Raw genomic sequence first — 21405 nt, forward strand, 5'->3', positions numbered from 1 at the left:
GCAGTGCTGAGACAAGGAGTATATCAACAGATAGCACCGGTACTGTTCGGCAGCAAAACGGTAGGGCAGGCCGGACAAAAGGCAAAAGAGGCAGGGATGGGCAATATACTGCTCGTCTGTGATGAAGGTATCAGGCAGACGAAGCTGGATGCCAAGTTAGGACGTATATTAATGGACAGTGGAATCGGCGTTACGGCATGGTACGGAGCGCAGACAGACTGTCCCGATGAGACGGTAGAGGAAGCCGTCAGGATAATCGATGGGAATGAGATTGACGGAATCATCGGGTTGGGCGGTGGGAGCGTATTGGATACGGCGAAAGTGATAGCGGCAGCAGCGGCCAATGGACTGGACATACTGGGAGAAGTCGTCGAATATCTGTCGGGAACTAAGCGGTATCAGCACCGTCCGCTGCCGCTCATCCTTATACCGACGACCGCGGGCACCGGGTCTGAGAGCACATTTGTGGCGGTCGTGACCTCAAGCAGGCTGGACGCAAAAGTGGGGCTTCCCTGTTCCGCAGACTGTGCTATCGTAGATCCGGAGCTTACGATGTCGGTGCCTCCGTTCGTCACCGCATTCACAGGAATGGATGCCCTGTCCCATGCCAACGAAGCGCTGGCAGAGAAGAAGAATACGCCACATTCAGACCTGCTTGCCTTTGAGACGATACGCCTTGTAAAGACATACCTGCCGGCAGCGGTGACCGACGGCAGCGACAAGGAGGCAAGGGAAAACCTGGCATTTGCAAGCAGCCTCGCAGGAATCGCCTTCAATGAATCGGGAGTCCATATCGGTCATGCCTGTGCACATGCGCTGGGACATCTGTACCATGTGCCTCATGGCATCTGTTGTGCGGTGCTGACTCCTGCTGTGATAGAACTGCAGGCATACGCGTATCCAGAAAAGATGAAGAGGCTGGGAACGATTATGGGAGCGGAAATCTTATCTGACAGCCCTGTGGAAATCGGGATAAAAGCGGCGGATGCGGTCCGTACATTTTCTAAGAGCATAGGGATTCCTTCGCTGAAGGAACAGGGATTGACGGAAGAGCAGATAATGAAGGCGCTTCCGGTTGTCCAGAATGACCCGCTCGCCTATGCGTATGACGGACAGATTACAGAAGAAGTTATCAGAACCGTGCTGCAAAGGGCATATCAAGGTTAGCATCGTCGTCTGAAGAATTGTAAAAAGTAGTTGACATTGCTGTGTACTTCTCATATAATAAAGCACAAATAATTTTATGATGATTTTGCAGGGAAAGGATATAGCCGATATTATGGACGACGCTGACAGTAGCGACGGCGAACAATGTAATAATTATGATAGTTTGATTCAAGAATGGACGGAGATAACAGGCATGATCTGCGCTTCTTAACCGGGAGCGGCAGATTGTGCCTTTTTGCGTTTTTTTCTGCTGATTCTGCCGGTATAGGCAATCAGATAAATAATAAAAAAGAAGGGAGTGGTATATCCAATATGGATAATCACAGACAGATGCCTTGGCATTCAGAACAGACGGAAGAGGTTTACAGAAAGCTTGATACCTCCGCGAATGGTCTGAGCGATGCCGAGGCGGCCGAAAGGTTAAGAAAGAACGGGCGCAATGTACTGCGCCAGAAACCGCCGAAGACGATTGCGCAGATGCTCAAAGGGCAGATTATGGACCCTATGGTACTCATACTCATAGGGGCGGCGTCTTTTTCAGCCGTACTCAGAGAGTGGACGGAGGCGGTTGTAATTTTTGCGATTGTAGTAATCAACGCAGTCATTGGCATCGTACAGGAGAAGAAGGCACAGTCTTCCCTTGAAGCACTCCGCAATATGAGTGCTCTCACCGCGCGTGCCCTGCGGCAGGGAGAGGAAAGCATCGTTCCTGCGGCGGAGCTCGTTGCAGGCGACGTAGTATTTTTAGGAGACGGTGACATGGTGCCGGCGGACATAAGGCTGATAGACGCTGCAAATCTGAAAGTGCAGGAGGCTTCGCTGACCGGTGAGTCTCTGCCCTCGGAGAAAGAAGCACATATTATTCTCCCGGAGGCGACTGTCCTCGGAGACCGCCGCAATATGGCTTATCATTCCTCTATAGTCACATACGGCCGGGCTGCCGGCGTGGTGGTTGCCACAGGCATGGATACGGAAGTCGGGAGTATCGCAGGCATGCTCGACAATGAGGATGAGCTGGATACTCCGCTGAAGCAGAAGCTGAATGCAGCGGGAAAGACGCTTACGGTGGCGGGGCTTATCGTCTGCGTGCTTATTTTTATTATCGGGGCGCTATATGAACGGCCGCTGGTGCCACAGTTTCTCGTGGCAATCTCTCTTGCTATATCCATCATTCCGGAAGGGCTGCCGGCTACAGCTACTATCGTGATGGCGTTGGGTGTACAGCGTATGGCAAAGAAGAATGCCCTTATACGGAAGCTGCCGGCCGTCGAGACGCTTGGAAGTGCAACGGTCATCTGCAGTGATAAGACAGGTACGCTTACGCTCAATAAGATGACCGTGACCCATATCGCGGTGAACGGGGACTTTGAATCCAGGAGACCCACACCAATCAGGGAAGCTGCAGGACTGCATCCGGAAGTGTACCGGGAGATGGTGTACGCAGCGGCGCTCTGCAATGATGCAAGCATCGACCCGGACAGAAGCGGAGAGATCATCGGTGATCCTACAGAAGGTGCGCTCATATATATGGCACAGGAGTTCGGCATAGACCATGAATCGTTAGAGGATGCATATCCGCGCCTGTTTGAACAGCCGTTTGACTCTGAGCGGAAGCGGATGACGACGGTCCACAGGATAGACGGGTCCTATATCGCCTACACGAAAGGAGCGGTGGATGAGCTGCTGCCGCTGTGCAGCCATATGCTGACGTCCCGTGGGGTACGGCCCATGACGAAGGCCGACAGGGACAACATAGCAGAGCTCTGCCACGGAATGTCAGAAGAAGCCCTGCGGGTGCTCGGAGTCTGTCTGAGGACACTATCTTCCATACCATCGGATGACGACGTAAACGTTGAGGAGGATATGACCTTTGTGGGCGCGCTTGGCATGATAGACCCGCCGCGCAAGGAAGTAGCGGAATCGGTACGCGTCTGCAGGGAAGCAGGCATACGTACGGTCATGATCACCGGAGACCATAAAGTGACTGCCCTTGCCATAGCAAAGGAGCTTGGCATATATGAAAGCGGCGATACAGTCATATCCGGCGAAGAGCTGGATGCTATGGACGACGCGGCGCTGAAGGAATCTGTGCGGACTGCTTCTGTATATGCCCGTGTGTCGCCGGCGGATAAGCTGCGTATCATAAAAGCGTTAAAGAGTACCGGGGAAGTAGTTGCCATGACAGGTGACGGAGTGAACGATTCCCCTGCTCTGAAAGCAGCAGATATCGGCGTGGCGATGGGAGAGGCAGGCACGGATGTGGCCAAGGAGGCTTCCGACATGATTCTGCTCGATGACAGCTTTACTACGATTGCATATGCCATCAAGGAAGGAAGAAGGGTTTACCGGAATATACAGAAGGTGATCCAGTTCCTGCTTGCCGGCAATATTGCGGAGATTCTGACCTTATTGGCGGCAACTGTCTTTAACTTTGACGCTCCGCTGCTTGCGGTGCATATCCTCTGGGTGAATCTGGCTACGGCGACGCTGCCGGCGCTCGCACTTGGGGTAGATCCTGCAAGCAGGAATATCATGAAGCATCAGCCGGTAAAATCGGGGACTCTGTTTGAGAAGGAACTTGTCCGCCGGGTTGTGGCACAGGGCTTGTTCGTAGCGGCCATGACAACCGCTGCATATTGGATTGGAGAGACGACGGGCACCCATGCCGCGGGGCAGACGATGGCTTTTTGTACGCTGGCGTTTTCCCAGATGCTACGTGCCTTTAACGAGCGGTCCAACACGGAACCTGTCTGGGTGCGGGCGGAAGGGCTGAATCCATGGCTGTTTATCACTTTTGCGGCTTCTGCCGCGCTTATGGCCTGTATACTTTTCATTCCGGCTCTGCAGAACGCATTCCGGCTCACTGTGCTCACGGGCGCGCAGTGGGGAGTTACAGCTGGACTGTCCCTGTTCACTGTCGTTCAGGTGGAAGTGGTGAAATGGATAAAGCGCTGTCATACTCGGGGACGGCAGTAGGCGGCTTTCTTATGCCTGCAGAGACTTCAGTTCTTTGTGTAGACGTATGGCCATGTATAAGGCCGCTGCGGCGGATATGATATCGGCAGCCGGCTGTGCGTAAAGGATACCGTGCAGCCCCCAGATTGCCGGCAGGATAAGAATGGCAGGGACAAAACAGAGTCCCTGTCTGCATGCCCCAAGGAGACAGCCTTCTTTTGCTCTGCCCATTGCAAGGAAAAGGGAGGAATACACGGTATAAAAGCCAAAGAACAGGAAGGTCAGTCCATTTGCCCTGAGTGCTGTCGTGCCGATACGTACCATCTCCGGGTCGTATTTAGTGAACTGCGCTATGATATGAGATGAGAATAGGGCGGCTGCCAGGCCGAAGACTGCGCAGAACACCGTTGACCAGATGATGGAGGTTCTGACTGCTTCCCGCAGGCGGCCGTATCTTTTCGCTCCCCAGCTATAGCCTGCAATCGGCTGCAGGCCTTTTATAAAGCCAAATACCATCAGGCTTCCTACGGACATGATTTTGGTTACAGGCCCCATAGCGGCAAGCGCCGAATCACCATAGGCCTTGGCCGCCCCGTTGACCATAGTGATGGAGAGGCTTGTGAGAAGCTGAAATACAAGTGTGGGAATGCCTATTTTCAATATCTCGGACAGGATGTCCCTGGTAAAGCAGCATTCATTGATACGAAAGCTGAATACGCTTTTTTTTCTGCCTATATACCCCAGATATATGAGTGTAGAAATAAACTGTGAGACAGCAGTGGCAGCCGCGGCTCCGGCTACGCCAAGATTCAGGCTGTAGATGAAGACCGGGTCCAGAATGACATTTATAAGAGCGCCGGCCATCAATACACCCATGGTCGTCCTGGCGGCCCCTTCACTCGATACAATATTGTTCATCGTCACGTTGAATACATTGAAGATGGACGAAGCCACGTAAATGCCCGTATAAGTAATGGCATAGGGCATAACGCTTTCCGTGGCGCCTAGCTGTCTTAAGATTGGTTTTAGAAAAATAAGGGAGCAGAGGATGACCACAGCCCCTACACAGACACTGCTGTATATGGCGGTGCTGGCAACTTTGCCGGCAGTCACCTTGTCGCCGTGACCGAGCAGCCTGGAAAGATAGGAAGCTGCACCGTTGCCGAACAGCAGGCCGAGCCCTACGACAACCTGACCGAGCGGATATGCAACCGTAATCGCGCCTAACTGGCTCGTCCCAAGGCCTCCGACAAAATATGCATCGGCCAGATTGTACAATGCATTGATCATCATACCTATCATAGTTGGAAGGCCGAGCGCTAAAAGAGCCTTTGATACCGGTGCACTGCCAAGCAGTTCCATTTTCTTGTTTTGACGATTCATAACTGATCCTCCTTCGTTTCTTGACATTAGTCATAATATATAATACTATAAATTATAGCATAGAAGAGATGTATCGACTATACTACTATAAATTATAGTAAATGTCAAATGTAAAAAGGAGAAAATTATGGCAACGATTGATCTGATTGTACTTGGGATGCTGAAAGATGAAGCTTTGAGCGCCTATGATATCCAGAAACTGGTAGAGTACCGCAACATATCCAAGTGGGTCAAAATCAGCACACCTTCCATATATAAAAAAGTAATTCAGCTGGAGGAGAAGGGATATGTTAGGAGCAGTATCGTCAAAGAGGGCAAGATGCCGGAAAAAGCGGTCTATTCTCTGACGGAGGAAGGTGAGAAGGAATTTGTTGAGCTTATGACAGATATATCTTCAAAACCGGTCCGTATCTTTCTGGACTTTAATGCGGTCATCGTAAATCTTGCCAAACTTCCGGCACGGAACCGGAACTTGTGTCTGACGCAGATAGAGGAGAATGTGAAAAGTCTGAAAGCGTATCTGGAAGAAAATATGAATATCAAAGAAAATATTGCTGAGATACCGGCGGAAGGGAAAGCAGTACTGCAGCAGCAGTATATACTCGTCCAGGCTATCGAGACATGGATTGCCTCGCTGAAAGAGAGCATTTGATTATGATAATCCTTCGTGGCAGCCGACGGTGATAAAGAAGGCTTCGGGCGTCCTGGGAAGCATGTTTCTGCCATGATTCCCAGGACGCCCGGAGCGCTGTTGCCTCAGGGACGTGCTTCCAGATCCTTCGGAAGTATGATATTCAGCAGTACCGCAATCAATGTTGCGATGACGACCGGGGATTTGCCGAATATCATCACGAACCAGTCCGGAAAGCTGTTGAGCGCATCGGTCGCCTGGGATATCCCCATGCCGAGCGCAGCTGCCAGTCCGACGATGGATGTATTCCGGTAGGACATGTTTTCTGAAGTGATGAGCTTCATCCCGGTCATGGCGATTGACGCGAATACGGAGACCGTGGCACCGCCGAGCACCGCGTACGGAATCGTTGTCAGGAGGGAGGAAAACTTCGGTATGAATCCCGCAGCCAGCAGCAGGACAGCCGCAAGTCCGAGGACACAGCGGTTCACCACTTTGGTAGTCGCCACGATACCTACGTTCTGGCTGTACGTAGCTGTCGGCAGCCCCCCGGTAAATGCACAGAGGATATTGGTGATACCGTATCCGACGATGCCGCCCTGAAGCTCGCTGTCTGTCGGCATCCTGTCGAGCCCCCCGCTTGTCGTCGCGGAGAAGTCTCCGATTGCCTGTATGGAATTGATGGCAAAGAGAAGTCCAATCGCCACACAGGATGATATCTCGAATCTGATGCCAAAGTGAAGCGGCATCGGAAGCTGGAATGCCGAGGCCTGGGCTATGGGAGAGAAATCCACCATTCCCATGCAGAGGGCTGCTCCATACCCTCCTATGATACCAATCAGGATGGATGCCAGCTTAAAGATACCTCTGCCAAAGTGGTTCAGCAGCGTCACGATTACGAGAGTGGCTACTGCTATCATCCAATTTTTCACGGAACCGTAATCAGGGCTCCCCACGCCTCCGGCCATGTAGTTGATAGCGGTAGGGTAGAGGGATAGTCCGATGGTGAATACGACGGTTCCAGCGATGAGCGGCGGGAAGAACCTGCGGATTTTCTTAATAAACAGCCCTGCAAATACTGCCACGCATCCGCCCACTATCTGGGCGCCCAGTATCGTCGGTATATCAAAATCGGCCGCGATGGACTGCATGCTCGGCAGATAGGCAAAGCTGATGCCCATAATGATGGGAAGTCCGGAACCTATCGTCAACCATCTCGTACGTACAAATGGAAACAGCTGGATCAGGGTAGAGATACCGGATACGATCAGCGCCGCCTGAATGAGGATGACAGAATCCTTTTCAGACAGGCCGGCAACACCGGCCACGATTATCGCAGGCGTGACACAGCCTACGATCATAGCCACTACATGCTGGAGGGCAAGCGGCAGCGCCTGCTTTATATCAGGGACACCGTTCAGGTCAAATATGGAAGAGCGGGTCCGCCCTTTATCTGTCATATACGTCCCCTCCTTTAGTCTAAGGTGATGAGCGTTCCTGTCTTACCATTGATTCCGTCCTTTGCTTTTTCAAGTAGAGTGATGAGCGCGCTCCGTCCCGGTTTGGAGGCAGCGAAGTCTACAGCGGCCTGTACCTTTGGGAGCATGGATCCGGGAGCGAAATGTCCGTCTTCCATGTACTGCTTCATCTCGGATACAGTCACTTTATCCAGCCATTTTTCCCCGGGCTGTCCATAGTGGACGGCGGCTTTCTCCACTGCGGTCAGGATGATCAGAAAGTCGGCATCCAGTTCCTTTGCCAGCAGGCAGCTGGCAAAATCCTTGTCAATGACCGCGCTTGCGCCTTTTAAGTGGTTGCCCTGGCGTGTGACAGGAATCCCGCCGCCTCCGCATGCAATGACGAGCTCTCCGGAATCAACCATAGCTTTGATTGTGCCGATTTCGATGATTTCTACCGGTTTCGGCGAGGCAACTACACGGCGGTAGCCGCGTCCCGCATCCTCCTTCATAACATAGTCATATTTCAATGCCATCTCTTTGGCCTGTTCTTCGGATACGAATTTGCCGATAGGCTTGGAAGGATTGCCAAAGGCAGGATCCTCCGGATCAACCCTCACCTGCGTAATCATCGTGGCAACCGGTATGTTGTCAATTCCCCGGTCCAGCAGCTCTTCCCGCAGTGCGTTCTGAAGGTCGTATCCGATATAAGCCTGGCTCATAGCCACGCAGACGGATAAAGGGGTGTTGGGCTGGTCGTTGTCTTCATGGGTCAGGGCGAGCATGGCATTGTTGACCATGCCTACCTGGGGCCCGTTGCCGTGGGCGACGACGACTTGGCATCCTTCCTGGATCAGATCCACGATAGCGCGGGCCGTAATCCTGACTGCGGCCATCTGTTCCGGGAGCGTATTGCCGAGGGCGTTTCCGCCGAGAGCAATCACTACCCTTTTCTTCTTCGTCATAATGATACCTCCTCATCCCTTACTTGAATACTCTCGGAGTTCCTTTTTCTTCAAGCTTCTTCAGGATGTCGGCAGGATCTGCGAATTTGGCCAGGAATATCATGGCAGCGATAATATACGGTTTAAAGCTGGCTTCTTTATATAACGGATCCCGGTAACGGTCAAACACGCTCGCGTCCACTTCGCCTTCGGCGCAGCTGACACCTGTGATGTCCGCCGGCAGGCAGTGCAGATACAGCGCTTTGCCGTCCTTTGTCGTCTGCATGAGCGCTTCCGTGCATGCCCAGTCTTTGTGCTGTGCGTTCTGTGCCAGGAGCTCCTTTTCGAGGGCGTCGATACCGGCCTGGTCGCCTTTTGCGTAGAGATCCGTCCTCTTTTGCATGGCAGCGAACGGGGCCCAGCTCTTTGGATACACGATGTCCGCATCCTGGAAGGCTTCTTTCATATCATTCGTCTTCGTGTAGGAACCGCCGGACTTCTTTGCATTTTCCGTGGCGACAGCCTCAACTTCAGGGAACACTTCATAGCCTTCCGGGTGGGCGAGAACGACGTCCATCCCGAAACGGGTCATAAGTCCGATAACACCTTGCGGTACAGAGAGTGGTTTCCCGTAGGAGGGGGAGTAGGCCCATGTCATGGCAAGCTTCTTGCCTTTTAAATTCTCCACGCCGCCGAACTCATGGATAATGTGCAGCATATCCGCCATCACCTGGGTCGGGTGGTCGATGTCGCACTGCAGGTTTACGAGCGTCGGCTTCTGTGCCAGGATGCCGGCTTTGTTTCCTTCGGTCACGGCGTCTGCGACGTCGTGCATATAAGCGTTTCCTTTTCCGATGTACATGTCGTCGCGGATGCCGATTACGTCAGCCATGAAGGAGATCATGTTGGCCGTCTCACGGACAGTCTCGCCGTGGGCAATCTGAGATTTCCCTTCATCCAGGTCCTGTACTTCCAGACCGAGCAGGTTGCAGGCGGAAGCAAAGGAGAACCGGGTGCGTGTAGAATTGTCACGGAATAAGGAGATGCCGAGCCCGCTTTCAAAGACTTTCGTGGATATATTATTCTCACGCATGAAGCGGAGAGCGTCAGCGAGTATAAACACGGCCTCCAGCTCATCGTCTGTCTTCTCCCAGGTGAGAAAGAAGTCCCCGTCATACATCTCTTTAAAGTTCAGTACATTTAATCTGTCTATGTAATCCTGTAATGTTTTCATCATCATATACCTCCTCGTTTTTACGTTTTATTTGCAGTATACAGATGGGAGAGCGGCATATACCGCTGCACATCTGACAAGGTCGTCTTTCCATGTCTTTTCGTTCGGGGCGTGTGCCTGTGCTTCTGCGCCGGGTCCGAAGCCGATGCATGGAATGCCGTTGCGGCCCATGATGGAGACGCCGTTCGTGGAGAAGGTCCACTTGTCGGTGAGCGGCCGGCCTTTTCTATGTGTCTCTGTCTCAGGATTTCCAAGGCGGCTGTCGCCGTAGAGCCCTTTGTAAGCTTCTTCCAATGCCTTTGTCACTTTGTGGTCCTCCGGGATGACCCACGTCGGGAAATAACATTCGATCGGGTAGACGCAGCCGGTATAGGAAGGCCGGTCATAGGTATACATGGATACCTTTACGTCGTCCCCGTACTTTTTCACGCTCGGGAGTGCGCGGATTTCGTCCAGGCAGCTTTCCCAAGTCTCACCGGCAGTCATGCGGCGGTCGAGCGACACGGCACAGGAGTCTGCCACCGCGCAGCGGCTCGGCGAGGTGAAGAAGATTTCGGATACCGTGATGGTGCCTCTCCCGAGGAAATTGGCTTCCTTCCACTGAGGATTGTACTTTTCATTCAGCATCTTAACGAGCCCTTTGATTTCCGCTTCGTCTGCATCGTCATTTTCATTCAGGGCCCGCACATCCTGCAATATATCCGCCATTTTGTAGATGGCGTTGTCACCGCGTTCCGGCGCGGAGCCGTGGCACGATACCCCCTGGACATCTACGCGGATCTCCATGCGGCCCCGCTGCCCCCGGTAGATGCCGCCGTCGGTCGGCTCTGTAGAGACGACAAATTCGGGACGCACCTTGTCTTCGTTGATGATATACTGCCAGCAGAGGCCGTCACAGTCTTCTTCCTGTACGGTTCCGGTCACGAGCACCTGGTATCTGTCTGAGAGAAGCCCAAGATCCTTCATGATTCTGGCGCCGTACACGGCGGAGACGATGCCGCCCAGCTGGTCCGATACGCCGCGGCCCCCAATTTCCGTCTCCGTCTCGTACCCTTCATAAGGGTCAAAGTCCCAGTTGTCTATATTACCGATGCCGACGTTGTCGATGTGGGCGTCAAAGCCAATCAAAGTCGAACCCGTACCCATATAGCCGAGGACGTTCCCCTGAGGGTCGATCTCCACCTTGTCAAACGCAAGCTTGCGCATCTCCTGCGCAATCCGGTCGATGTGCGCCTTCTCGTCGCAGCTCTCGCCGGGGAATCTGACGATATCCCGCAGAAAAGCGCTCATGTCGGCCTCATAAATTTTCGCAGTTTCCTTAATTTTATTAAAATCCATGAAAGTTCCTCCTTTTTCATAGGGGTCAGACCCCTGTAGCTACAGGGGTCTGACCCCTATGGCAATTTTAAGACAATTCTGAAAATGGCTCTTTGCCTGTTCCGCACAGACCTTCCCATACTATCTCGTGGTACCGCTCAGGATCGGTGTCCCCTTCGGACGATACGAGCAGCACGTCGGAGTTTTCATCAAGTTTCAGTGCTTCTTTTAATTCGCTGTATTCCGGCCGGGTCATGAGGGCGGCTACGAGGCCCATGCTCACGGAGCCGGATTCGCCGGATATGATCTGAGTGTCGCCGCGCATCGGGGCGGCACAGATGCGGCATCCGTTGGCGCTTACCCAGTCTGGGCATGACACGAAGGCATCGGCGTGGTTCTTTAAGATATCCCAGGACACGGTGTTGGCTTCCCCGCAGGCGAGGCCGGCCATGATGGTGAGCATGTCACCATCCACATCGACACGGCTGCCGTCTCCTTTAGAGGCAGAGCGGTAGAGGCAGTCGGCGGCTTTCGCCTCTACGACGACCATCACCGGAGGATTTTCTTTATAGCGGTTGGCAAAGTAGCCGATGACAGCGCCTGCGAGCGAACCTACGCCTGCCTGGATGAAGAGATGCGTCGGCCGTTTCACGCCGTCCTTCTCAAGCTGTTCTGCCGCTTCTGTCGCAAGTGTTCCATACCCCTGCATGATCCAGGTCGGGATCTCTTCATAACCTTCCCAGGCTGTATCCTGCACCATGATGCCGTGTTCGGTCTCTTCGGCTTCCCTCGCCGCTTTGCGCACGCAGTCGTCATAGTTGAGGTCCTCTATCGTCACCGTCGCATTTTCCCTGGCGATATTCTCTAATCTCGTCCGGGTGGTGCCTTTTGGCATCCGCACGACACATTTCTGCCCGAGCCTGTTGGAAGCCCAGGCGATACCGCGTCCATGGTTGCCGTCTGTGGCGGTAAAGAAGGTGGCCTGCCCGAACTCCTCCCGCAGCTTTTCCGAGGTGAGCACGCTGTAGGGCACCTCGCTTACATCTTTCCCGAGCTGTTTCGCTATGTATCTGGCGATGGCATAGGAGCCGCCAAGCACCTTGAAGGCATTCAGCCCGAAACGATAGGATTCGTCTTTTACGTACAAGCTGTTAAGCCCGAGATATTGTGCCAGTCCGGGAAGCTTCGTAAGCGGCGTTACGCTGTACTGCGGAAAGCTCTCGTGGAAGCTGCGCGCTTTGCGCATCTCTTCCTCCGACATGTGGGCGAGCTGAAGATCCTCGCTTTTCGGCATGCTGTTCAGTGTCCATCTTATTCCATTTCTACTTGAGTTACTCACGGTATCGTACCCTCCATTTCCTGATTGCTTATTTGTTGATTTCTACGTAGCTGTATAACGTATATTTGGAGATGCCAAAGTATTTGGCTACTTTATCTCCTGATTTCGTAATGAGGAACGCCCCGGCATCGTTCAGGAAGTTGATCGCCTTCACCTTATCCTCTTTTGTCATGAGTGCCGCAGGCACCCCTACGAGCTCGACTGACTCTGCGATGAGCTCATCCAGAAGCTCGCTGACGTCATGCGTGATTTTCTTCGGTGGATTACCGGCTTCAGGGCTTCCTGCCTCCTGCGGACAGCTGGTGAGAGAATGAATGCTTCCTTCCAGCGCCAGCAGGTTCGTTATATCATAATTGATGGAAAGAATATAACGTGGCCTGCCCTGCTCATCATTGATGTAGATCGTGCTGCATTTCAGGACACGTCCATTGTCTGTCTTGATCAGATAAGCCAGATGGTCTTTCAGCGGTCCGTCCTGATGCTTTACCGCGTTCAGGACGGCGGCGGACGGTCCGTCCCCGAGCCTGCGGCCTGTGATGTGCCCGTTTTCTATATGCACGATAGAGCTGTCGATAGAGCTCTTTGTCAGATCATGCACGACGACTTCACAGTTGCCGCCGAACTGGGCGGCCATCCCTGCAGCTATCTGTTTTAACATTTCAAGTCTGGAATCTGCCATTTTCTTCTGTGCCTCCTCATATACTTATAACTGTCTCCCTAAACTCATCATAGCACAGAAAAAAATAAAGCAATATTAAAATACAAAAATATTTAGGATACAAAAATAATTTTGTATACAGCGTTGCAATTTATATATATTGATGATAGAATAAAAGAAACAAACACAATGTTTGTTAAAAATATACGATAAATCTCGGTTGCATGGACTCCAATGAATGTAAAATATGTTCAAATGCAAGGGGTGCCTTGAGTGTATTGACGTACATGGGAGAACCGATGTAAGACGATGCCGCGCAGACGATCTGTCTCCCTGTCAGGCGTGGCGCGAAAGCAGCATGATGATAAAAAGAAAGGTTTCGGAATATCGGCAGGCGCCATGGGAACGGCTGAAAGTTCTGAGATGGGACGATAAAAAGAGGAGGCGACATTATGTTGGTAATAGGGAACGGAAAGACTATTACATTAGACGAACAGAATCCTTATATCGAAGACGGCGCGGCTGCCATAGACGGAAATCGTATCGTTGCCGCAGGTCCGACTGGACTTATAAGGAAAAGCTATCCGGATGCGGAATACATAGATGCAAAAGGCAAGGTAATCATGCCGGCATTTATCAATACCCACGAGCACATCTACAGCGCCATGGCCAGGGGACTGAGCATCAAGGGTTACAATCCGAAAGGATTCCTTGACATTCTGGATGGACAGTGGTGGACGATAGACCGCCACCTGACGCTGGAACAGACAAAGTACAGCGCTGTGGACACGATGATATCGTGCATCAGGAACGGGGTGACTACAATCTTCGACCATCACGCCAGCTATGGGCACATTACGGACAGCTTGTTTACGATAGCAGATGTGGCAAAGGAACTGGGTGTACGCGCCTGCCTCTGTTATGAGGTATCTGACAGGGACGGGATTGACAAGGCAAAGGCAGCCGTGAAGGAAAATGCCGATTTTATCCGATATGCGCTTATGGACGATACCGATATGCTGGCGGGGATGATGGGAATGCATGCCCAGTTCACGATTTCGGATGAGACGTTCGAGCTGGCGGCGATGAGCAAACCCGATGAAGCCGGCTATCACATCCATGTGGCAGAAGGTATAGAAGATTTGCATGACTGTCTGAAGAAGCATGGAAAACGCATCGTAGACCGCCTTATGGATCACGGCGTGTTAGGCGGCAAGACGCTGCTCGGCCACTGCATCTATATCAATCCACATGAGATGGAGCTCCTGAAGGAGACTGATACGATGGTCGTACATAACCCGGAATCCAACATGGGCAATGCATGCGGGTGTCCCCCAACGATGGAGCTCGTACGCAGGGGTATACTGACCGGACTTGGCACCGACGGATATACGCATGATATGACGGAGTCGTATAAAGTTGCAAATGTGCTGCACAAGCATCATCTTTGCAATCCGAATGCGGCGTGGAGTGAAGTGCCGAAGATGCTGTTTGAAAACAACGCTGCCATAGCGAACCGTTATTTCAAGACTCCGCTGGGCGTTCTGAGAGAGGGAGCGGCCGCGGATGTGATTATCGTAGATTATGATCCTCCCACCCGCATGACAAAGGACAACATATACGGACACATATTGTTCGGCATGACAGGACACGATGTCATAACTACGGTCGGGAATGGACGCATTCTCATGAAAGACCGGGAAGTAATGGTCATCGATGTGGAAGAGGCGATGGGAAAATGCCGGGAGCAGTCCGATAAACTGTGGAAGAGCATCAACGGGTGATGTATAATAAGGAGGAAATGATATGAGTGACAAGATGACATGTATGCCGTTTCCCCAGCTGATGGATTGGATCCGGTCAGAACATGATGCTAAGGGAACCGTGTTTGGCGTCCACCGGCCTTATAAGGCTGACCCGGCCCGTTCTTACAGATTATTCGGCCGGAAGCTGGAGACACCCATTGGTCCCGCAGCAGGGCCGAACAGCCAGCTGGCGCAGAACATCGCTGCGTCTTACTATGCCGGGGCCCGCTTCTTTGAGCTTAAGACCGTACAGATTATGGACGGGGATGAACTCGCCGCCTGTGTGAACAAACCGTGCATCAAGGCAGACGATGAGTGTTATAACTGCGAATGGTCTACAGAGCTCTATGTGCCACAGGCGCAGGATGAATATATTAAGGCATGGTTCCTTCTGTCTTTCATGGCCAGGGAATATGAGCTCGGGAGCATGGATGGCTTCCAGTTCAACATCAGCGTGGGATATGACCTGGCAGGGATCAAGTCCCCAAAGATGGATGGGTTTATAGAAAATATGAGACATGCCGGACATACGGACACGTTCCGGGAATGCAGGCAGTACCTGCTGGAGCAAGCCGGCGGGTTCGCCCACATGACAGAGGAGGATATCGAAAGCATATCTGCAGATATATGCAACAGCGCGACCATCTCTACGCTGCATGGCTGCCCGCCCCGGGAAATCGAGAGCATAGCGGACTATCTGCTGAAAGAAAAGGGGATGCACACGTTCATCAAGTGCAATCCGACGCTTCTCGGCTATGACTTTGCAAGAGAGACGCTGGATACGATGGGCTATGACTATGTGGCCTTCGGGAGGTTTCATTTTGAGGATGATCTTCAGTATGAAGATGCGGTTCCGATGCTCAACAGGCTTATGGAGCTGTCGGAAGAGCTCGGGCTGGAGTTCGGTGTCAAGATAACAAATACGTTCCCGGTAGATGTCAAGTCAGGCGAGCTGCCAAGCGATGAGATGTATATGTCAGGCAAATCGCTGTATCCGCTGTCTATCTCACTGGCGGCAAAGCTCTCAAGGGAGTTTGACGGGAGGCTGAGGATAGCGTATTCCGGCGGGGCGGACGCATTTAATATCGGACGTATCGCGGGATGCGGCGTATGGCCGGTGACCGTGGCTACGACCATCTTGAAGCCGGGTGGTTACCAAAGGCTTCTTCAGATGGCAGAGGAGCTTGACGGACGCGTGAAGCCGTTTGTCGGTATCGATGTGGAGGAGCTGAATGAAACGGCGAAGGGTGCCGTCTGTGACAGGCACCACGTCAAGCCTGCGAAGATGCCGGCCACCAGAAAATCTTCCGAGAAAGTGCCGCTTCTTGACTGCCATACCGCTCCATGTGAAGACGCCTGTCCGATTCATCAGGAAGTGCCGGCGTATATGAAACTGTCCGGGGAAGGAAAGTATGAGGAGGCTATGCAGGTCATCCTCAACAAGAATGCGCTGCCGTTTATCACAGGTACCATCTGTGCCCACGGCTGCATGAGCCGCTGCACGAGGAACTTCTATGAATCACCGGTACAGATTAGAGACACGAAGCTGTTATGTGCAGAGAATGCTTACGAACAGGCACTCTCAACGCTCGAGCGGAGGGCAGGCCGCGGCATAAGGACGGCGGTCGTCGGAGGAGGGCCCTCCGGCATGGCGGCGGCATATTATCTGGCAAGAGCAGGCGTGGAGGTGACGGTATTCGAGAAGCGCCCGGTGCCTGGCGGCATTGTCAGCAGCGTGATTCCCGATTTCCGCATCGATGACACGGTAATTGCGAAAGACGTGTCATTTCTTGTGAAGTTAGGCGTTGATATAAGATGCAATACCGAGGCGCCGTCTGTCAGCGAGTTAAAGGACATGGGCTATGACTCGGTCATCTTGGCGGTCGGGGCTTCTAAGAGAAGCAGCCTCACGCTTATGGGAGGCACGCCGCTCAATGCGCTTGCATTTCTGGAACGCTTCAATGAACAGAAGGGAAATCTGGCAATCGGGAGAAATGTCGTGGTCATCGGCGGCGGCAATACAGCTATGGATACGGCAAGAGCCGCCATACGCTGTCCGGGCGTGGAGCACGTCTATCTTGTCTATAGAAGGACGAAGCGTTTTATGCCGGCGGATGAACATGAGCTTCTCCAGGCAGTGGAAGACGGTGTGGAATTCAGAGAACTGCTGGCACCAGCCTGTATCGAGGATGGAATGCTGGTCTGTAAAAAGACGGTACTTGGAGCGCCGGACGCTTCCGGACGTGCCGGAGTGGCAGAGACTGAGGAGACGGAGAAGATTCCGGCGGATACGGTGATAGCTGCGGTAGGAGAAAAGGTGCCGTCGGAATATTATGAGGCGAATGGAATCTGTGTGGATGAGAAAGGCCGGCCCAGGGTAGGGGGCAGCCTGGAGACAAATGTGCCCGGCGTGTACGTCATCGGAGACGGGCTGTATGGACCATCTCTCGTCGTCAAAGGAATGGCGGACGCGATGAAGGCAGCCGGGGCGGTCGTCGGCGGACCTGTGACCGGCAGCATGGCAAGCCCGGCAGAGAAAGCCGGAATCTATGCCAGAAAAGGTATCCTGAAAGAGCCGTCAGAAAAGCCGGAGGCAGAACGCTGCCTGAGCTGTTCTACCGTCTGCGAAAACTGCGTGGATGTCTGTCCGAACCGTGCCAATATCTCGGTGCACGTGCCTGAGATGGAGAAGGAGCAGATCGTCCATGTAGACTATATGTGTAATGAATGCGGCAACTGCAGGAGCTTCTGTCCGTATGACAGTGCGCCGTATCTTGATAAATTTACCCTGTTTGCAAAAGAAGCAGATATGGAAGAGAGCAAAAACGATGGATTTACGGTAACTGATATGGGAACCGGCCAGTGCCGCGTGCGTTACCTCGGAGAGAGATACACGGTAGACGCGGAGAATACAGGAGAGGTCCCGGAAGGGATTACACGTCTTATAGAGACGGTACTCAGGGAGTATCCATATCTGATTCCGGCCAATTAGAAAGAAGGCAGGCTGTATGAAACGTTTATTCCGGGGCGGAACGGTAGTGGGCCCAGAAGGTACAAAAAAGACAGATATTCTTGTAAAGGGGGAAAAGATTCTGGCCATGGGCGAGAATCTGGACTTTCCCGACGCGGAGGTCATCCATGTTGAGGGGAAGCTATTGTTCCCCGGTTTTATTGATGCCCATACACATATGGATCTGGAAGTGTCCGGCACGGTAACCGCAGACGGATTTGACACGGGGACGAAGGCCGAGCTTTCAGGGGGCACTACGTGTATCGTGGATTTTGCCACGCAGAACAGAGGAGAAAGCTTGGAATATGCGCTTGCCCGCTGGCATGAGAAAGCGGACGGCAGATCGTCCTGCGATTATGCGTTTCATCTCGCCATGTCCGACTGGAACGAACGCATATCGGAAGAGCTGGCACGCGTAACCGCAGCCGGCATTCACTCTTTCAAGCTGTATATGACCTATGACGCTATGGTGGTGGATGACAGGACCATCTACGAGATACTGGCCAGGCTGAAAGAAATTGGTGGAATCGCCGGGGTACACTGCGAGAACAAAGGTATTATCGACGCCCGGGTGGCAGAGGTGATGAAGGAGAAGGGGCACCGGGAAGACGTATCGGATTACCCGGGGACGCGTCCTCCGGTTACGGAGGCGGAGGCCGTCGGACGGCTTCTCAAGATTGCCAGATGTGTGGACACACCGGTTATCGTAGTGCATCTGAGCTCGCGGGAAGGGCTTATGGAAGTCAGAAGGGCGAGGGAAACCGGTCAGACCGTGTACGTAGAAACATGTCCCCAGTACCTTGTCATGGACGAAAGCAGATACTGCCTGCCGGATAATGAAGGCAGAAATTATATGATAGCACCGCCGCTGCGGTCCAAGAAAGACCAGGAGGTGCTCTGGCAGGCGCTCCGGGAAGGAGAAATCCAGACCGTCTGCACGGATCACTGCAGTTTTACGACGGATCAGAAGAAGATGGGGGAGAAAGATTTTTCCCTCGTGCCGTGCGGAATGCCGGGAGCGGAGGAACGGCCTGCGCTCATGTATCATTATGGCGTGGGGCAGGGGAGGCTGACGCTGGAGCAGATGTGCAGATATCTGGCGTACCATCCGGCGAAGCTGTATCATCTGTATCCGAAGAAGGGGACACTTGAACCTGGAAGTGACGCGGATATTGTCGTCTGGAACCCGGAGACGGAGTGGATGTTGTCGGCAGAGACGCAGATGGCGGATACAGACTACTGCCCGCTGGAAGGAACGGTGCTCAGAGGACGTGCGGAACAGGTGTACCTCCGGGGCGAGCTGGCAGCGGATAATGGTGAGATTATAAAAGAATACGGCGGACGGTACGTAATCGCGCAGGAACTAACAGACATCAGATAATGTGAGGCAGGAATATGATACGAAGTTACGGCAGCAGCAGACCAATCGAGACAGAGAGCCTGAAGTCAGCACTTTCGCTGGCCAGATTTTCTGCACCCATCATTTCAGTTGTAGGCGCGGGAGGCAAGACAACTGTCATCCGGCAGCTGGCCCGGGAATATGAAGAGGAGGCGCAGCCGGTTATCGTCACGACGACGACCCATATGTGGCAGCCTGACGAAGGTTTATATCTCAGGTCTCCTGATTTGGAGCTTTTGTACCAGATGCTGAAACACAAACGGCAGGTTTGGGCAGGATATCCTGAGCCTGACGGTAAGATGAGCGCATTTCCCGTTGCATTTCTCGAGGCTGTCCGGATGCTGTCGGTACCGGTCATCATAGAAGCAGACGGTGCAAAGGGACAGCCGGTCAAAGTGCCTGAGGCACATGAACCTGTACTCTGGGGCAAGACGATGGTGCTGCTTGGCGTAGCGGGGCTGGACGCGGTGGGCGGACGGATCGAAGATGTCTGCCACCATCCGGAACGGGCGTCTGCATTTCTTGGAAAGGGAGTGGAAGATGTCCTGGAGTGCGAAGATATCGTTAAGATCGGGCTGAGCGACATAGGCATGAAGAAGTCTATGGATCCATTCATGAAGTTCCACATTGTCCTGAACAAGGCAGACGATGCGCAGCGCGTCAGCATAGGCGACAGAATAGCCGGCCTGTTCGCTGAAAAAGGATTTTACAATGTAATCGTGACATCAGGGCTGGGAGGCAGACATGAATGTACTGATTAAGGGGGCAGGGGATCTGGCGACTGGCATCGCATACGAACTGCATCTGCAAGGGCACAGAATCATGATGACGGAGAGAGCCGTGCCGCTTACCGTGAGAAGGACGGTAGCCATGTCCCGTGCCGTCTATGATGGCAGGGCCACGGTGGAGGGCATGACAGGTGTGTGTGTCAGGAATATGAAAGAGGCGGCGGGCGTCATGGACAACGGCGATGTGGCCGTGATAGTGGATGAAGCCGCGGACATTCGAAAAGAATACAGGCCGGATGTGCTTGTCGATGCCATCCTTGCAAAGAGGAATACCGGTACGTCCTTGGAGGATGCGCCGCTTGTCATAGCAGCAGGACCAGGGTTTACGGCAGGCGTGGACTGCCACTGTGTCATAGAGACGAAGCGGGGAGATACGCTTGGCCGTGTCATATGGGAAGGAAATGCCATCCCAAACACGGGGGTGCCCGGAGAAGTGGGCGGCTACTCGAGAGAGCGGCTTATACAGGCCGCTGGAGATGGAGCGATGGAGCCTAAGGCGGCGATTGGAGACCGGGTAGAAAAAGGGCAGATTGTTGCAGAGACGGGAGGAGAACCGGTATATGCGAAGATGTCCGGAATGGTAAGAGGAATGCTGCAGCGCGGTGTGCCGGTACAGAAAGGTATGAAGATCGGCGATATCGATGCCCGTCCTGATCACCGCTACTGTGTCACCATATCCGACAAGGCAAGGTGCGTCGGGGCAGGAACGGTTCACGCTATGGAACAGTACTGTGGGGCATACGCAATTGTCGTGCTGGCAGCAGGGCAGGGCGTCCGGTTCGGCGGCAACAAGCTGCTGGAGGAGGTAGAAGGCCGGCCTCTGTATGCCCATCTGCTCGATACGCTTACGGAACTCCCCCATGTGTGGAAAGCAGTCGTGACAGGATGCGGTCCTGTTGCAGAAGGCGCTGCAAGAAGAGGCTTTGCTGTAGTGGAAAACCGAGAGCCGGAAAAAGGCAGCTCCCATTCCATGCAGCTCGGGCTGAAAAAATGCATGGACACCCTTCCGTTCCTGAAAGGAGTCCTGTTCACGGTATGCGACCAGCCGGAACTGACTGCCGGTACCTTTGTAAAGCTTCTGGAGGCGGCAGGGAGGAATCCTGGCCGAATCGTGCGAGCAGCCTGCGGCGCCCAGGGCGGCAATCCTGTCGTATGGGACTTGATATACGCACAGGAGCTGCTCGCGCTGGACGGCGATAAAGGCGGCCGGCCGGTAATGGAAAAGCATGCGAAAGAAATTATTTTAATAGGTATAGAAAAGAAAGAGTTGCGGGATATAGACAGGAAATCTGACCTGACAGAAGGACTGTGAGGCAGT

The 21405-nt window shown here is 53.2% G+C and carries 16 protein-coding genes; 9 read left to right on the forward strand and 7 right to left on the reverse strand.

Features of this window, described 5'->3' with window-relative positions; all coding sequences use genetic code 11:
• The first annotated feature begins 3 nt into the window (after positions 1–3).
• The gene (locus tag HMPREF0980_RS11985) at positions 4–1167 is read left to right on the forward strand and encodes an iron-containing alcohol dehydrogenase (protein WP_049729330.1); all 1164 of its coding nucleotides are present in this window, start codon (positions 4–6) and stop codon (positions 1165–1167) included.
• A 312-nt stretch (positions 1168–1479) separates the two neighbouring features.
• Positions 1480–4143 carry a cation-translocating P-type ATPase gene (locus HMPREF0980_RS11990; protein WP_049729676.1) on the forward strand — a complete coding sequence of 888 codons (2664 nt, stop codon included), beginning with the start codon at positions 1480–1482 and terminating at the stop codon, positions 4141–4143.
• 9 nt (positions 4144–4152) lie between these two features.
• Here the strand turns inward: HMPREF0980_RS11990 and HMPREF0980_RS11995 are convergent, their stop codons facing one another.
• Entirely contained in the window at positions 4153–5505 is a 1353-nt protein-coding gene (locus HMPREF0980_RS11995) for an MATE family efflux transporter (RefSeq protein WP_049729331.1), read from the reverse strand.
• Between the two features lie 127 nt (positions 5506–5632).
• Between HMPREF0980_RS11995 and HMPREF0980_RS12000 the strand changes: the two genes are divergently transcribed.
• Positions 5633–6157, forward strand: a complete 525-nt coding sequence (locus HMPREF0980_RS12000; RefSeq protein ID WP_049729332.1) for a PadR family transcriptional regulator — start codon at positions 5633–5635, stop codon at positions 6155–6157.
• Between the two features lie 104 nt (positions 6158–6261).
• On the opposite strand, the gene HMPREF0980_RS12005 is transcribed toward HMPREF0980_RS12000, so the two are convergent.
• The 6 genes from HMPREF0980_RS12005 to HMPREF0980_RS12030 all read right to left on the reverse strand — a co-directional run bounded on the left by HMPREF0980_RS12005 (position 6262) and on the right by HMPREF0980_RS12030 (position 13106).
• A complete protein-coding gene (locus HMPREF0980_RS12005; RefSeq protein WP_049729333.1) occupies positions 6262–7596 on the reverse strand; it encodes a uracil-xanthine permease family protein in 1335 nt (444 codons plus the stop codon).
• Between the two features lie 14 nt (positions 7597–7610).
• A complete protein-coding gene (gene arcC / locus HMPREF0980_RS12010; RefSeq protein ID WP_049729334.1) occupies positions 7611–8558 on the reverse strand; it encodes a carbamate kinase in 948 nt (315 codons plus the stop codon).
• Positions 8559–8577: 19 nt separating this feature from the next.
• Positions 8578–9771, reverse strand: coding sequence for a knotted carbamoyltransferase YgeW (ygeW, locus tag HMPREF0980_RS12015; protein WP_049729677.1), 1194 nt, complete (start codon positions 9769–9771; stop codon positions 8578–8580).
• Positions 9772–9798: 27 nt separating this feature from the next.
• Entirely contained in the window at positions 9799–11109 is a 1311-nt protein-coding gene (locus tag HMPREF0980_RS12020; RefSeq protein ID WP_049729335.1) for a YgeY family selenium metabolism-linked hydrolase, read from the reverse strand.
• 67 nt (positions 11110–11176) lie between these two features.
• Positions 11177–12427, reverse strand: a complete 1251-nt coding sequence (gene dpaL, locus HMPREF0980_RS12025; protein ID WP_084002756.1) for a diaminopropionate ammonia-lyase — start codon at positions 12425–12427, stop codon at positions 11177–11179.
• Positions 12428–12455: 28 nt separating this feature from the next.
• On the reverse strand, positions 12456–13106 hold the full coding sequence (locus tag HMPREF0980_RS12030; protein WP_049729337.1) for a helix-turn-helix transcriptional regulator: 651 nt from the start codon (positions 13104–13106) through the stop codon (positions 12456–12458).
• Positions 13107–13394: 288 nt separating this feature from the next.
• Here HMPREF0980_RS12030 and HMPREF0980_RS19605 point away from each other — a divergent pair, with 288 nt between their 5' ends.
• Genes HMPREF0980_RS19605 through yqeB form a run of 6 tightly spaced genes read left to right on the forward strand, consistent with a single transcriptional unit; the run spans position 13395 to position 21399 of the window.
• Positions 13395–13520: a hypothetical protein gene (locus HMPREF0980_RS19605; protein WP_255351357.1), complete on the forward strand. Its 126-nt coding sequence runs from the start codon at positions 13395–13397 to the stop codon at positions 13518–13520.
• A gap of 17 nt (positions 13521–13537) precedes the next feature.
• Positions 13538–14869, forward strand: a complete 1332-nt coding sequence (ssnA, locus tag HMPREF0980_RS12035; protein WP_049729338.1) for a putative aminohydrolase SsnA — start codon at positions 13538–13540, stop codon at positions 14867–14869.
• Between the two features lie 22 nt (positions 14870–14891).
• Positions 14892–17882, forward strand: a complete 2991-nt coding sequence (ygfK, locus tag HMPREF0980_RS12040) for a putative selenate reductase subunit YgfK (protein WP_049729339.1) — start codon at positions 14892–14894, stop codon at positions 17880–17882.
• Positions 17883–17898: 16 nt separating this feature from the next.
• Positions 17899–19281 (forward strand): dihydropyrimidinase, encoded by a 1383-nt coding sequence (gene hydA, locus HMPREF0980_RS12045; RefSeq protein WP_049729340.1) that lies wholly within the window; start codon positions 17899–17901, stop codon positions 19279–19281.
• 14 nt (positions 19282–19295) lie between these two features.
• A complete protein-coding gene (gene yqeC / locus HMPREF0980_RS12050; RefSeq protein ID WP_049729341.1) occupies positions 19296–20060 on the forward strand; it encodes a selenium cofactor biosynthesis protein YqeC in 765 nt (254 codons plus the stop codon).
• A complete protein-coding gene (yqeB, locus tag HMPREF0980_RS12055; protein WP_049729342.1) occupies positions 20044–21399 on the forward strand; it encodes a selenium-dependent molybdenum cofactor biosynthesis protein YqeB in 1356 nt (451 codons plus the stop codon). Before yqeC ends, yqeB begins: the two co-directional genes overlap by 17 nt.
• The last annotated feature ends 6 nt before the right edge of the window (positions 21400–21405 follow it).

This window comes from Dorea sp. D27, from assembly GCF_001185345.1.
In the GTDB taxonomy this organism is placed as follows: domain Bacteria; phylum Bacillota; class Clostridia; order Lachnospirales; family Lachnospiraceae; genus Extibacter.

What these genes read in the sequence shown, in the direction of transcription:
- HMPREF0980_RS11990 (WP_049729676.1), top strand. Translation starts at nt 1,480, where the DNA reads ATGGATAATCACAGACAGATGCCTTGGCATTCAGAACAGACGGAAGAG.
- HMPREF0980_RS11995 (WP_049729331.1), bottom strand. Translation starts at nt 5,505, where the DNA reads ATGAATCGTCAAAACAAGAAAATGGAACTGCTTGGCAGTGCACCGGTA.
- HMPREF0980_RS12000 (WP_049729332.1), top strand. Translation starts at nt 5,633, where the DNA reads ATGGCAACGATTGATCTGATTGTACTTGGGATGCTGAAAGATGAAGCT.
- HMPREF0980_RS12005 (WP_049729333.1), bottom strand. Translation starts at nt 7,596, where the DNA reads ATGACAGATAAAGGGCGGACCCGCTCTTCCATATTTGACCTGAACGGT.
- arcC (WP_049729334.1), bottom strand. Translation starts at nt 8,558, where the DNA reads ATGACGAAGAAGAAAAGGGTAGTGATTGCTCTCGGCGGAAACGCCCTC.
- ygeW (WP_049729677.1), bottom strand. Translation starts at nt 9,771, where the DNA reads ATGAAAACATTACAGGATTACATAGACAGATTAAATGTACTGAACTTT.
- HMPREF0980_RS12020 (WP_049729335.1), bottom strand. Translation starts at nt 11,109, where the DNA reads ATGGATTTTAATAAAATTAAGGAAACTGCGAAAATTTATGAGGCCGAC.
- HMPREF0980_RS12030 (WP_049729337.1), bottom strand. Translation starts at nt 13,106, where the DNA reads ATGGCAGATTCCAGACTTGAAATGTTAAAACAGATAGCTGCAGGGATG.
- HMPREF0980_RS19605 (WP_255351357.1), top strand. Translation starts at nt 13,395, where the DNA reads ATGCCGCGCAGACGATCTGTCTCCCTGTCAGGCGTGGCGCGAAAGCAG.
- ssnA (WP_049729338.1), top strand. Translation starts at nt 13,538, where the DNA reads ATGTTGGTAATAGGGAACGGAAAGACTATTACATTAGACGAACAGAAT.
- ygfK (WP_049729339.1), top strand. Translation starts at nt 14,892, where the DNA reads ATGAGTGACAAGATGACATGTATGCCGTTTCCCCAGCTGATGGATTGG.
- hydA (WP_049729340.1), top strand. Translation starts at nt 17,899, where the DNA reads ATGAAACGTTTATTCCGGGGCGGAACGGTAGTGGGCCCAGAAGGTACA.
- yqeC (WP_049729341.1), top strand. Translation starts at nt 19,296, where the DNA reads ATGATACGAAGTTACGGCAGCAGCAGACCAATCGAGACAGAGAGCCTG.
- yqeB (WP_049729342.1), top strand. Translation starts at nt 20,044, where the DNA reads ATGAATGTACTGATTAAGGGGGCAGGGGATCTGGCGACTGGCATCGCA.